This is a genomic window from Sulfurimonas sp. (assembly GCF_023229025.1).
Taxonomy (GTDB): domain Bacteria; phylum Campylobacterota; class Campylobacteria; order Campylobacterales; family Sulfurimonadaceae; genus Sulfurimonas.
Map to the genome: position 1 here is coordinate 18,051 of NZ_JALOAA010000026.1, position 11,916 is coordinate 29,966.

An 11,916-nucleotide genomic window follows, 5' to 3' on the forward strand; every position below is an offset into this window, starting at 1 on the left:
TCTCTTTTTAATAATTTTAATCGATTTGTTTTGCAATGACATCTTATAGTCTCTTGGTTTAAATCCAAGTCAAAAGTATGCAGTAGTATAAAAATTTATGTAGTTATAAATCAATAGGAGTTACGTGAAAAACTATAAAGAGTTATAATTTTTCACCAACATTAAGAAGAGATTAGTGGTTTAATCTCTCTCGCTTAATCTCTTCTACTATAGCTTCTCTAAGAGTTTTTAAATCTTTTTCGGCTACTCCGTCTAAAGAGCAAGAGATGTGCTCTTTTTTAAAGCTTATTGTTGTTGATACTGTTTTTCCATCAATTTCTTTTTCTGCAATGATAGCATTTGACTTAAAAGGAGTCATTCTCCATCCATGCTCTTTGCCTGCAATCTTAATAGCATGAATTATCTCTTCACTATTTTTATCTCCAACAAAAATTGCTGTCTTACATATACTCTTGTCTCCATCAGGGTGAGCAGACATCTCTAAGCCATTACTACTAGAGCTACTACAACCACTGCTTAACATTAAAACTGCTACCGATGTAGCAACAATCGAAAGAATTTTTCTCATTTTATTTTTCCTCACCTTCTTGGCTTTATTTTTAAAATTAATTATATTTAAAAAAAATTAATTAATCAATGATATAATGGCAAACTTAAAAATAAAATTGAAAAGAGTTACCAAATTATGCTTCCAGATATTATATTTATACTAGCTATGTCAGTTCCAATGTTAATGTTTTCTGTTTTTCCGGGAATTAAGCTTGGTGACTATCTCCAAGAAAAATATGACCTTCAAGAGAAGCAAAAGCGAATCGTTACAATAGCTACAACACTGCTATTTGCGATAACTCTTTCATCACTGCTACACTTTATTTAACTATGCTAAAAAAAGACCTTGTCTGTATTAGCAAAAATGATAAAAACACTCCAATATGTTTCAGATAGTTACAGAAATAATAAAACGAACCTTAATTTTTAAATTTAGTAAATAAATTGATATATATCAACAGTTTTTAAACTAAATAGGACTAAACTTCTCTTTGATTCTGAAAAATTAAGGTGATTGAAGGAGATACAAAATGGTTGGTGAAATTTTAATGACACAGGATATACATGTTGATGATTTCTTAACAATATTTATATCTTCTACTCTTGTTTTAATATTTGGAGGATTCTATGTTGGTATATATACGGCTGTAAAAGTTAATCTTCTCAAAAAGTGGACAATGCCTTTTGGATACATATTTTGGGTGTTAACAGCTTACTGTTTGTATCTAATGGGAAGTTTGATGCATGTAAATGATTTTACGGCAAAGGCGCTAGTTGTTGCTGCTATTGGATTACTACTACTTCCACATGCAGTTTACTACATGCAAGATCGTGTTCATGAAGAGAATGAGCACTAGTCTATATATATATTGACCCATAATTTATAGGAGGGTACAGTGGCAAAAAAATCCGTATGGAGTGACAATCGCTTCTGGCAACGTTCGGCAGGATGGGTAACAGGAGTTGCGTCAGTTCTTTTAATGTGGTTGACGTTCGATACGATACCACAAATAACATTAGGTACTGATGCTGATTTGGAAAATGGTGTAACTAAAAGGGTTCCTGGACCTACGGTTATTAATTATAAGATTACTTATGAGATGGACAAAAAACGTCATCATGAAGTTCCGGTAATCGGTGGAGCAAATGCAGAAGGCAAATCATCTTTTCAAGAAAAAGAGAAGTTTTTCGGAAGAGATGACTGGAGCGAAGAAGAAGCAAGAGCACTACTTCGTTTAGGTAAACTAGGTTCGCAAGCTAAAAACTGTATGAATTGTCATACACTTCTTGGAAACGGTGCTTACTATGCTCCGGATTTAACAAAAGCTTGGTTAGATCCAGCTTGGGGTCCTAATGGTCCAATGCAAGCAATGACAGGCAAAAATACAAAGGAAGAGGCTATGGCGGAATTTTTACAATTTCCATCTCAATATCCTACTCATGCACGTATGATGCCAAACCTTGGTATTACTGCTGAAGAGGCTAAAGGTCTAGTTGCTTTCTTAAAACATATGTCATCAATTGATACAAATGGTTTCCCAAGAAACTTTGGTAAAATAGAAGGAGCAGTACATGGCAAATAGTCATTTAAAATATGAATCGAAAAAATTGGCAACATGGTATTTTACTTTTGCTGCAATTATTTTTGGTGCACAACTACTTTTTGGTCTTGTGGCTGCTATTCAATATGTAATGCCAAGTTTTATGTTCGAAGTTGTTGACTTTTCTGTTGCAAGAATGATACACATCAATGCACTTGTTGTTTGGATGGTATTTGCTATGTTTGGTTCTGTTTACTGGTTACTACCGGATGAAACAGGTATTGAGACAGTTGGCGTTGGTATAGGTAAGCTTCTTTTCTGGGCTTTTGCTGCTGCTATCGTTGTTGTTGTTCTTGTTTATCTATTTATTCAAGTTGGACCTGCAGATGAGACTACTATCTGGTTTATCCATGAAGGTCGTGAGTATATTGAAGCTCCTCGTTGGGCAGACTTCGCTATTGTTGTAGTTGCTCTTGGATTTGTTGCTAACCTTTACATGACCGGTATAAAGGGTAACCGTTCTGGAATCGTAACTGTTTTAATGGCAGATATGATTGCTTTTTCTGGCTTATACTTAACAGGTATGTTCTATACAGATAATATCTCTATGGATCAATTCTGGTGGTGGTGGGTAATCCACTTATGGGTTGAAGCTACTTGGGAAGTTTTCGTTGGAGCACTTGCAGCTTACGGTCTAATCACTATGATTGGTGCACATCGTAAAGTTGTTGAGATGTGGTTATGGATTGAAGTAGCTATGCTATTTGGTTCAGGTATCCTTGGTATGGGTCACCACTACTTCTGGATCGGTACACCTGAGTACTGGTGGGAAATTGGAGCACTTTTCTCTGCACTAGAGCCGTTACCGCTTGTTGCGATGTTTATCCACGTTCTTTATGACTGGGGTAAAATGCAAGGTCAAGAGGATGCAAAAGGTCTTGAGCAGTCTGTTATTACTAATAAACCTGCGTTTACTTGGTTTATCTTAAATGCATTTGGTAACTTCTTAGGTGCTGGTATTTGGGGATTCTTCCATACACTACCACAAGTTAACCTATACACACATGGTACGCAGTTTACATCGGCGCACGGTCACTTAGCGTTCTTTGGAGCTTATGCAACCATACTTATAGGTATGATGTATCTTGGTGTTCAAGGTAAAAACGGTATCAAAATCATGAGACACACTAAATCTTCTATCTGGGCAACTAGTATGATATTTGGTGGTGTTCTTGGTATGACTATGGCACTTACAATTGCCGGATATGCAGACTTTATCATCTCTCGTGCACAATGGGGTGCAACTTGGGAAGGTTACTTTGCAGGTCAATCAGGTGTTTGGTACCTTCAAGGTATGAACTGGAGACTTATTATGGGTGTTGTTACATTTATTGGTTTCCTTTTCTTGGTAAAAGATTTATTGAGTACAGGTAGAGCTGCTCATCACGAACGTTAAGGAGAATAAGATGAATGTAATGTTTGAACCATTTGTGGATGTTGTACCAAGTTTTTTCGGTACATTGGCTCAAGGTCCATTAACCTTAACTATATTTTTACACACTTTGATTGTACTTCCAATGTTTTGGATTTACAGACAAGAGAAAGCTCGTCTAGAGCAAGAGGGTTAATTAACCATTAGTTGTGCAGGGCCCCATGGGCCCGCACGTTTATCTATTTTAGAAGGAGAAATAAAATGGGATTAAATAAATTAGTAATGTCAGTAGCTGCAATGGCTGTTGTTGGTTCAGGTATGCTTCTTCAAGCGTCTAACATGGACGTTGAGAAGGTTTTTGAGAAAGAGTGTCAAGGTTGTCATGGTCCTAACTTAGAGGGTGGTGTTGGATCTGATTTACGTCCTGCAGTTACTGCTAAGAAAAACTCTTATGAGCTTGCAGAAGTTATCTTAAACGGTCGTGCCGGCACTGCAATGCCTCCATTTAAAGATAAGTTCACTAAAGATGATGCTGATAAAATGGTTGACTATATCCAACACTTTAAAGGTAGAGTAATTAAGCAACTAACTCTTGAGACAGTTAAAGCAGGATGGAAGCCTCTTAATGACAGAATGGAGTTTTTCACAAAATATCCAAATGCTGCAGATGTTAAAAAAGTTACAGATATCTGTTTCGTAACAGAGCGTGACGCTGAGCGTGTTGCATTCGTTGATGGAACAAGCGGTAAAATTTTATCAAAGCACCCAGCTGGTTTTGCTGTTCACGTAACAGTTACAAATAAGCGTCAGCCTCGTTATGCTTACTCAATCTCTCGTTCAGGTTTAGTAACAATGTTCGACCTTAATACTCCAGGTCAACAAAAAATTGCTGAGACTCAAGTTGGTTCTGACTCTCGTGGTCTAGCGGTTTCTCCAGATGGTAAATACCTAATGGCTGGAAACTATGTTCCAGGTGGTGCTGTACTTATGGATGCTATGACGTTAGAGCCGTTAAAAGTTTATCCTACATCAAGTGTTATTAAGCCAAACGGTGACATCGACTCATCTCGTGTAGCTGGTATTTTCGACACTCCATACGGTCCTTATATTGCATTTGCACTTAAAGATGGCGGTCACGTTTATATTATAGATTACTCTAAGCCAGATTTTCCAATCGTTGGAGATATTCCAAATATAGGTGATATTCTTCATGATGGTTTCTTAAATGAAGGTAAAGAGATTGGTCGTTACCTATTTATCGCTTCTCAAGGAAGTGACGTTGTTGGTGTTGTAGACTTTAAAACTAAATCTTTAGTTACAAAAATCTACACAGGTCCATCATCTAAGCCACATCCGGGTCAAGGTTCGTCTTGGTACAACGAGGGTCTAGGTCAACAACTTGGTGCTACTGTTAACATGAACTTAGGTCAAGTAACTATCTGGGACAGCAACTTTGATGTTATTCGTCAAATCCCAATCGGTGGCGGTGGACTATTCATCGGTACTTCTGAGCATACTCCGTTCCTATGGGCAGATAATGTTCTTGGTTCAAGTGAAGTTTGGAATCAAATTCATTTAATCAACAAGCAAACTCTTGAAGTTGATAGAATTCTTACTGTTGGTACAAAAGAAGGTACTGTTATAGATCCTGTTACTCATAAAGTACTATACAGATGGGATGTTCCAACTGTTAAAGATGCAGATGGCAATGCTGTTGTTCCAAGAATTCTTCATGCAGAGCCGGCTAACCACGGTTACTGGACTATGATTTCTGAGTGGAATGCAGGTCGTATCGGTATTTATGAAGCTAAAACCGGTAAATTTGTTAAGTATATCACTGGTTTAACAACTCCTACATTTACTTACTCTATCGAGCATAGACAAACTATTCCAGGTGCATAATTTGCACCCTCTCTCCTTCGCGGAGAGAAAAATTTATAATACTATTTAAGTTTCTTAACTAAACAATCATATACATAACAGCACCTAAAGCTTCTCAACTATACAGCACCGCGTAAAATTAATAGTTTTTGACAATTATAAGCCAAATTTCAAGCTTTGTTTAGCTAAAATAAATACATCAAGATAAAGAGATAATAATGAAAAAAAGTATACTAATTTCACTGCTTCTAACCTCACTTCTATCAGCTGATAAAGCAGATGGTGAGAAAGTGTTTAAAACTTACTGTTGGGGATGTCATCATCAGCTCTCAGAAGCATTCGGTCCTTCATTTGCCGAAATAGCATCCAAGCGCTCTTATGATGAGATTCAAGCTTATATTTTAGACCCTGAGTCCATGTATAAAGCTTTTGGATATAAACGAACGGTAATGACAAAATTAAAATTAACAGATAAAGAGAGAGAAGAAGTCGCAAAATACATTCTCTTGTATAAAGGTAAATAGATGTTTAGGCTATCAAATCTTATATCTTCTGTTGTAGAGGGGAAGCCGGAGAGAGTCTTAGATGGCTCAATTGCTATATGGAACTTTACAAACCGCTGTAATCTTTCATGTCTTCACTGCTACTCAAAATCGACTTTAGATGAGGTTGATACGCTTACAACAGAACAGATTAAAAAGACTATCTTAGAGATGAAAGCAAACGGTGTTAAGTTTATTATCTTCTCCGGAGGAGAGCCGCTTACAAGAAAAGATCTTTTTGAGATTGCTGACTTTTGTAAAGCAAATGGAATTATCACCTATCTTTCAAGTAACGGTCTCTACTTTACAAAAGGAAATATACAACGAATAGTAGATACTTTCAACTATGTCGGAGTGAGCATTGATGGAGATGAGCCTACTCATGACTACTTCCGAGGTCTAAAGGGTGCCTTTAGAGAGACACTCAAAGCAGTCCAGCTTGCAAACGCAACAGGAGCTAAAGTAGGAATCCGTTTTACAATAACAAAGGATACGATTAACTCTTTAGAGTATATTTTTGATCTTGCAGAGAGAGAGAATATCCCAAAAATATACATATCGCATCTTGTATACTCAGGACGCGGCTTGGATAATCTGAAAATGGACCTCTCAAAAGAGCAAAGAAGAGAGGCAGTAGAGTTCATACTAGACAAAGCATTTGAGTATTATGAAACAGGCAGAGATATAGAGATAGTTACCGGAAATATGGAACAAGATGCGATACTATTTTTAAATAGATTTGCAAAGAGATATCCACACCTCAAAGAGAGCATGAGAGAGCGTCTTGTCACTTGGGGAGGAAATAGTGCAGGCCGAAAACTTCTAAATATAAATAGTGAAGGCGATGTGCGTCCAGATCCATTCTTTCCACTTACAGTCGGAAACATTATAGAGAAAGATTTTGGCGAAATTTGGCAAAGCGGTGAACTCTTAGATCAGCTGCGTATTCATCCAAGAAAGCAGATTAGCGGTATATGTGCGGAGTGTGAGCAGATAGATATTTGTAACGGCGGCTCAAGATCAAGAGCTTATGCTATTACCGGCGATTTATGGAGTGAAGATCCATCATGCTACCTAAGTGAGCAAGAAAGAAGGAAAAATTAATGAAAATAGATAAAATCATATCGGCTGCTGCTTTAGTAGCAGCCCTTTTTGTAAATGCTCAAGCAAAAGGAGTTAATCCAATATTTGCAGAGCTAAGAGGCAATGATAAAATATTTGTAGTCGAGAGAGAGAGTAGCTCTCTTGCCGTTATAGAGCAGGGACTAACTAGAAATCATATGCAAGGTATGCATGATATGAATCATGGCGTTGTAAAATTTTATGAAAATGATGGTTACGTAATAAGCCGTGACGGTTATATAATAAAATTTGACCCTATAGAAGAAAAAATAATCAAAGAGTATAAAACAAGCGATAGTGCTATCGGTTTTACGGTTACTAAAAACTATATAGCCGTTGCAAACTATGCAAAAAAGAGTGTAGATATTTTAGATAGAGACTTAAACCCTTTACAATCATTTGAAACAAACTCTAAAAATGTCGGCATTAAGCAGTACAAGCACTACCTTGTATTTTCTCAAATGAATAATGACAAAATTACCGTGTTAAAAGATAAAAACGAAGGTAAAGGTCTTCCTGATTTTGAGATATATAAAGAGTTTGAAGATGTCGGCGTTATGCCTTTTGATGCCATGATAAAAAACAACCATTTCATCACCGGTTTTTTCAATAGTGACTTTTATGGAGTTGTAGATCTCGATACTATGACATACTCAAAAATAGATATTTTGCTCGAAGATAGAAAACCTGTACTAAAAGTTCCGCACTTTGGCTTTTGGAGCATAAGTGACGGACATGTTTTCATACCTGCTGTAGGTAATAATAAAGTTCTTGCATATACTCCTGACTTTAAATTTGTAAAAAGCATTGAGACAGAAGGACTTCCGGTTTTTACCGCGCTATCTCCTGATCAAAAATATATGGCAGTTACCTTTAGCGGTGACAAATTCCCTGTTGTTCAGATTATAGATACTCAAACTCTTGAGATTATCAAAAGATTTGAGTTTGACGGAAAAGTTCTACATGTAAGATGGTCAAATCTTAGACCTAACCTCTATATATCTGTCAATGACACAAATAAAGTTGCTGTTATAAACACTAAAGAGTGGTACCTCTCACGTGAAATATTCAACATTCAAAAACCATCCGGTATATTTATCTACGAAGAGGAAAACAAGTAATGGGTAAGGTCTACTTAACGGGTGCAGGTCCGGGAGATATTGAGCTGTTGACTCTAAAAGCACTTAGGGTCATTAAGGAGGCGGATGTAATAATTTATGACCGTTTGGCAAATCCAGATATTTTAAAAGAGGCAAAAAGCGGCTGTGAATTTGTATATGTCGGAAAAGAAGATGGCAGACATATTATGCCTCAAGATGATATAAATGAAGTAATTTATCAAAATGCTCTTAAGTATGACATCGTTGTGCGCCTTAAAGGTGGAGATCCATTTGTGTTTGGTCGAGGCGGGGAAGAGGCTCTTTACATTCAAGAAAGAGGTGTTAGATATGAAGTTATCCCCGGGATAACCTCTTCTATTAGCGCTCCCGCTTATGCCGGTATACCGGTAACTCATCGCGGCGTTTCTGTTAGTTTTAGAGTTGTTACAGGGCATGAGTCTCCAAATAAAAAAGAGTCTCAGATTCCTTGGGAGACATTTAAAACTGACGATACAATCGTATTTTTAATGGGTCTTCACAATCTTCCTAAGATAAGCAAAAAGCTTATCGAAATAGGAAAAGCGAAAGATTATCCATGTGCTGTTATATCAAAAGGAACGACAAAAGATCAAATTGTCGTTATTGGAACCTTAGAAAATATTGTAGAAAAGACTAAAGATGTTCCAACTCCCGCTCTAATAGTTGTTGGAAGAGTTGTTGAGCTTAGAGAGCAGTTGCAGTGGTTTGAGGAAAATGTCTAAACTCCCGGATACAACGCAAGCAGTTTTAATCGCACCAAAGATATACTGGGTCGGCATGTACCTAGAAAATGATCCTTTTCAGTGTCACCCATACCTAATTGTAAATGGAGATGAATCCATTCTAATTGATCCGGGCTCTATGATTGAATTTAGTGAAACGGTTAGAAAAATAAAAACTCTTATAGATATGAGAGATATAAAATATATTATTCTTCATCATCAAGACCCCGACCTTGCAGCAGCTGTACCGGAGATAGAAAAGCTCATTAACAGAGATGACCTTCAAATAGTTACGCACTCCAGAACATCACTCTTAATCAAGCACTATCTTGTAAGCTCTAGCTACTATAATATTGATCAACATGATAACAAACTAGTGACCTCCAGCGGTTTTAAGCTTGAATTTTTATTAACTCCATACTGTCACTCTCCCGGAGCGTTTGTCAGTTATGACCCTAACTCAAAAACTCTTTTCTCTGGCGATATATTTGGCGGTCTTGAAGAGTCTTGGGATTTTTATGCAGATGAGAGCTACTTCTTAAAAGCAAAAAAGTTTCATCAGGAGTATATGCCAAGCAAAGATATCTTTAACTATGCACTTAAGAGAATTGAAAAATTAGATATTGATATGATTGCTCCTCAACATGGCTCTATTATAGAGAAAAAATATATAGCAAAACTAATTCAAGATATGAAAAATCTCGATTGTGGCCTATACATAGAAGAGAAGTATAATAAAGAGCTAACCGACACTATAGAGGAACTCAGAGAGAAAGAAAAGGCGCTAAAGGAGCATGGTTTATTACTCTTAGAGCAATCAAAGAGAGCGGAGATTGGAGAGATGATTGGAAATATAGCGCACCAGTGGCGTCAGCCATTGGCAATTATAAACACATCGCTTGCAATACTAAAAGAGAAAAACAGAGCAGATATGTTAAATAAAGAGGAGATAACAGATAAGCTTCAAAAGATGGAAAAGCGCGTAATATATCTCTCCGAAACAATAGAAGACTTTATGAATTACTACACTCCTGATAGAGAGAAAGCATGGTTTAGTCTAAACGAAGCAATAGAAAAAGCACTTGAGTTGGTAAACTTAAAGGCCAACGAAAGAGGTATTGCTCTAAATCTACTACTAAAAGATAGCTACAAGGCTTATGGATTGATGAATGAGTTTGTACAGGTAGTCGTCTCAATACTATCAAACATAAACGACCTAATCTCAATAAACAAAATCACAAATCCAGAGGTAACAATCTCACTGCATGGCGATGATGAGTATATTACTCTAATTATAGAAGATAATTGCGGTGGAATTGATGAAGAAAATCTAAGTAAACTGTTTGATCCATACTTTACTACAAAACATAAATCAATCGGAACTGGGCTTGGTCTTCATATAGCAAAAATGATTATAGAGGAGAATATGCACGGAATTTTAGGTGCAAAAAATGTCTACTCTAGCGAGCACAAAAAACTTGGAGCACAATTCAGCATAAAGATAAAAAATGAAAATTGAAAAAATTAAAGATATATCTATATTGTTAGCAGAGGATGAGACGGAGTTACGAGAGGCTCTCTTGGAGTATTTACAAATATTCTTCCATAGAGTCTATGTTGCATCATGCGGGGATGAAGCTTATGATATATATAAGCAGAAGAGACCAAACATTATTTTAACAGATATTAGTATGCCAAATCTTGACGGTCTAGATATGATTGCCATGATAAGAGAGCATGATAAAGAGAGTAAAATTATTGTTATGAGCGCTCACTCTGATCAAGAAAAACTCCTTCACGCAATAAAGCTTCATCTTGAATCATATCTTATCAAACCGATAAAGACTGATGCTCTCAAAAATATTTTACTTGATACCGTTGAGCTTATTCGAAAGACAACTAACCGTGTTTATGTAAGCGATACTACTTATTGGGATTATGATACAGATACGCTTTGGGATAACTCTAAAGAGATAAAGCTTAGAAAAATGGAGCGTCTTCTCTTAAAGCTACTCTTCTCAGAACCAAATGTCTGTTTCTCAGCAGAAGATATTTTTAAATACCTACATGAGCAAAAAGATGAAAAAAAGTTCTCCTCGCATGCCGTTACTTCTCTTATGAAGAGAATCCGCATAAAACTGCCTGAGGGAGTAATACACAATATATATGGTTCAGGATATAAAGTTATTCCTATTTAAGGGTTTTAAAAACCCCTAATAGTCTTGAAGCTTATGTTTTTTATATAGCTCCTCTGCCTCTTTACTTCCCTTATCTATCGCTTTTTGTGCCCATTTTTTTGCTTTATTAAACTTCTCTTGTTCACAATATATCTCAGCAAGCAGATAATATACACTCTCATCTCCATCTGCTGCGTTTTTCTCAAGCCATTCTGCTGCCTTATCAAAGTTTAACAACTGCATATAGACGCGTCCAACATTCTGTTGTGCTATTTTATGTCCGGAGATTGCGGCACTCTCTAGAAGCTCGGCTGATTTTGTAACATTTAAATCAACTCCTTCGCCATTATAGTACATTAGTGCCAAGTCATACTTAGCGTTTGTGTTATTTTGCTCAGAGGATTTACTTAGCAGTTTAAAAGCTTTTTTGCTATCTTTTTTTACATTATTGCCACGCAGATAAAACATACCCAAATCATACTGTGCATTTGCATTTTCACTCTTTGCCGCTTCTTCGAGCCAATGTATAGATTTTTCAATATCTTTTTTTGTTCCTAAGCCGTTTGCGTAGAGATAGCTAAGTGCGCTTTGTGCGACTCCGTCACCGCTCTTTGCATTTTTCTCATAAATCTTAAATGCTCTCTCATAATCACTCTTTTTAAATGCTTCAAGCGCCTCTTTATTGTCCGCTTGAAGATTTAAAAGCAACATAAACCCCACAATTATAAACTTAAACATATTCACCCTTTTAATATTAATACATTATTATACATTGGACTTTTTAATCTTTTGTAACTGATCTATAATTTTC

General features: G+C 36.5%; 14 protein-coding genes. 12 read left to right on the forward strand and 2 right to left on the reverse strand.

The features are described 5' to 3' along the window. Nucleotides 1–172: 172 nt before the first annotated feature. Nucleotides 173–568: a hypothetical protein gene (locus M0Q20_RS07475; protein WP_295060032.1), complete on the reverse strand. Its 396-nt coding sequence runs from the start codon at nucleotides 566–568 to the stop codon at nucleotides 173–175. A gap of 117 nt (nucleotides 569–685) precedes the next feature. Here M0Q20_RS07475 and M0Q20_RS07480 point away from each other — a divergent pair, with 117 nt between their 5' ends. The 12 genes from M0Q20_RS07480 (at nucleotide 686) to M0Q20_RS07535 (ending at nucleotide 11,126) form a co-directional block, all read left to right on the forward strand. Then, a complete protein-coding gene (locus tag M0Q20_RS07480) occupies nucleotides 686–877 on the forward strand; it encodes a hypothetical protein (RefSeq protein WP_295060034.1) in 192 nt (63 codons plus the stop codon). A 202-nt stretch (nucleotides 878–1,079) separates the two neighbouring features. Continuing rightward, a complete protein-coding gene (locus tag M0Q20_RS07485) occupies nucleotides 1,080–1,406 on the forward strand; it encodes a hypothetical protein (protein ID WP_295060037.1) in 327 nt (108 codons plus the stop codon). Between the two features lie 123 nt (nucleotides 1,407–1,529). Beyond that, nucleotides 1,530–2,132, forward strand: a complete 603-nt coding sequence (locus M0Q20_RS07490) for a cytochrome c (protein ID WP_295060040.1) — start codon at nucleotides 1,530–1,532, stop codon at nucleotides 2,130–2,132. After that, entirely contained in the window at nucleotides 2,122–3,546 is a 1,425-nt protein-coding gene (locus tag M0Q20_RS07495) for a cbb3-type cytochrome c oxidase subunit I (protein WP_295060043.1), read from the forward strand. The genes M0Q20_RS07490 and M0Q20_RS07495 overlap by 11 nt, the downstream gene beginning before the upstream one ends. A 10-nt stretch (nucleotides 3,547–3,556) precedes the next feature. Continuing rightward, nucleotides 3,557–3,718: a hypothetical protein gene (locus tag M0Q20_RS07500; protein WP_295060046.1), complete on the forward strand. Its 162-nt coding sequence runs from the start codon at nucleotides 3,557–3,559 to the stop codon at nucleotides 3,716–3,718. A gap of 65 nt (nucleotides 3,719–3,783) precedes the next feature. Then, nucleotides 3,784–5,424, forward strand: a complete 1,641-nt coding sequence (locus M0Q20_RS07505) for a nitrite reductase (RefSeq protein ID WP_295060048.1) — start codon at nucleotides 3,784–3,786, stop codon at nucleotides 5,422–5,424. A 197-nt stretch (nucleotides 5,425–5,621) separates the two neighbouring features. Then, nucleotides 5,622–5,927 carry a cytochrome c gene (locus tag M0Q20_RS07510; protein ID WP_295060051.1) on the forward strand — a complete coding sequence of 102 codons (306 nt, stop codon included), beginning with the start codon at nucleotides 5,622–5,624 and terminating at the stop codon, nucleotides 5,925–5,927. Beyond that, a complete protein-coding gene (locus M0Q20_RS07515; RefSeq protein ID WP_295060055.1) occupies nucleotides 5,928–7,049 on the forward strand; it encodes a radical SAM protein in 1,122 nt (373 codons plus the stop codon). It abuts the gene before it with no gap. After that, on the forward strand, nucleotides 7,049–8,188 hold the full coding sequence (locus M0Q20_RS07520) for a cytochrome D1 domain-containing protein (protein WP_295060058.1): 1,140 nt from the start codon (nucleotides 7,049–7,051) through the stop codon (nucleotides 8,186–8,188). The genes M0Q20_RS07515 and M0Q20_RS07520 overlap by 1 nt, the downstream gene beginning before the upstream one ends. Beyond that, the gene (cobA, locus tag M0Q20_RS07525) at nucleotides 8,188–8,928 is read left to right on the forward strand and encodes a uroporphyrinogen-III C-methyltransferase (RefSeq protein WP_295060061.1); all 741 of its coding nucleotides are present in this window, start codon (nucleotides 8,188–8,190) and stop codon (nucleotides 8,926–8,928) included. Before M0Q20_RS07520 ends, cobA begins: the two co-directional genes overlap by 1 nt. Next, a complete protein-coding gene (locus M0Q20_RS07530; RefSeq protein ID WP_295060064.1) occupies nucleotides 8,921–10,447 on the forward strand; it encodes an ATP-binding protein in 1,527 nt (508 codons plus the stop codon). Before cobA ends, M0Q20_RS07530 begins: the two co-directional genes overlap by 8 nt. Further along, a complete protein-coding gene (locus tag M0Q20_RS07535; protein WP_295060067.1) occupies nucleotides 10,437–11,126 on the forward strand; it encodes a response regulator in 690 nt (229 codons plus the stop codon). The genes M0Q20_RS07530 and M0Q20_RS07535 overlap by 11 nt, the downstream gene beginning before the upstream one ends. A gap of 15 nt (nucleotides 11,127–11,141) precedes the next feature. Here the strand turns inward: M0Q20_RS07535 and M0Q20_RS07540 are convergent, their stop codons facing one another. Further along, complete coding sequence (locus tag M0Q20_RS07540; protein WP_295060070.1) at nucleotides 11,142–11,843, reverse strand: tetratricopeptide repeat protein; 702 nt, start codon at nucleotides 11,841–11,843, stop codon at nucleotides 11,142–11,144. Between the last annotated feature and the right edge of the window lie 73 nt (nucleotides 11,844–11,916).

What these genes read in the sequence shown, in the direction of transcription:
- M0Q20_RS07475 (WP_295060032.1), bottom strand. Translation starts at nt 568, where the DNA reads ATGAGAAAAATTCTTTCGATTGTTGCTACATCGGTAGCAGTTTTAATG.
- M0Q20_RS07480 (WP_295060034.1), top strand. Translation starts at nt 686, where the DNA reads ATGCTTCCAGATATTATATTTATACTAGCTATGTCAGTTCCAATGTTA.
- M0Q20_RS07485 (WP_295060037.1), top strand. Translation starts at nt 1,080, where the DNA reads ATGGTTGGTGAAATTTTAATGACACAGGATATACATGTTGATGATTTC.
- M0Q20_RS07490 (WP_295060040.1), top strand. Translation starts at nt 1,530, where the DNA reads ATGTGGTTGACGTTCGATACGATACCACAAATAACATTAGGTACTGAT.
- M0Q20_RS07495 (WP_295060043.1), top strand. Translation starts at nt 2,122, where the DNA reads ATGGCAAATAGTCATTTAAAATATGAATCGAAAAAATTGGCAACATGG.
- M0Q20_RS07500 (WP_295060046.1), top strand. Translation starts at nt 3,557, where the DNA reads ATGAATGTAATGTTTGAACCATTTGTGGATGTTGTACCAAGTTTTTTC.
- M0Q20_RS07505 (WP_295060048.1), top strand. Translation starts at nt 3,784, where the DNA reads ATGGGATTAAATAAATTAGTAATGTCAGTAGCTGCAATGGCTGTTGTT.
- M0Q20_RS07510 (WP_295060051.1), top strand. Translation starts at nt 5,622, where the DNA reads ATGAAAAAAAGTATACTAATTTCACTGCTTCTAACCTCACTTCTATCA.
- M0Q20_RS07515 (WP_295060055.1), top strand. Translation starts at nt 5,928, where the DNA reads ATGTTTAGGCTATCAAATCTTATATCTTCTGTTGTAGAGGGGAAGCCG.
- M0Q20_RS07520 (WP_295060058.1), top strand. Translation starts at nt 7,049, where the DNA reads ATGAAAATAGATAAAATCATATCGGCTGCTGCTTTAGTAGCAGCCCTT.
- cobA (WP_295060061.1), top strand. Translation starts at nt 8,188, where the DNA reads ATGGGTAAGGTCTACTTAACGGGTGCAGGTCCGGGAGATATTGAGCTG.
- M0Q20_RS07530 (WP_295060064.1), top strand. Translation starts at nt 8,921, where the DNA reads ATGTCTAAACTCCCGGATACAACGCAAGCAGTTTTAATCGCACCAAAG.
- M0Q20_RS07535 (WP_295060067.1), top strand. Translation starts at nt 10,437, where the DNA reads ATGAAAATTGAAAAAATTAAAGATATATCTATATTGTTAGCAGAGGAT.
- M0Q20_RS07540 (WP_295060070.1), bottom strand. Translation starts at nt 11,843, where the DNA reads ATGTTTAAGTTTATAATTGTGGGGTTTATGTTGCTTTTAAATCTTCAA.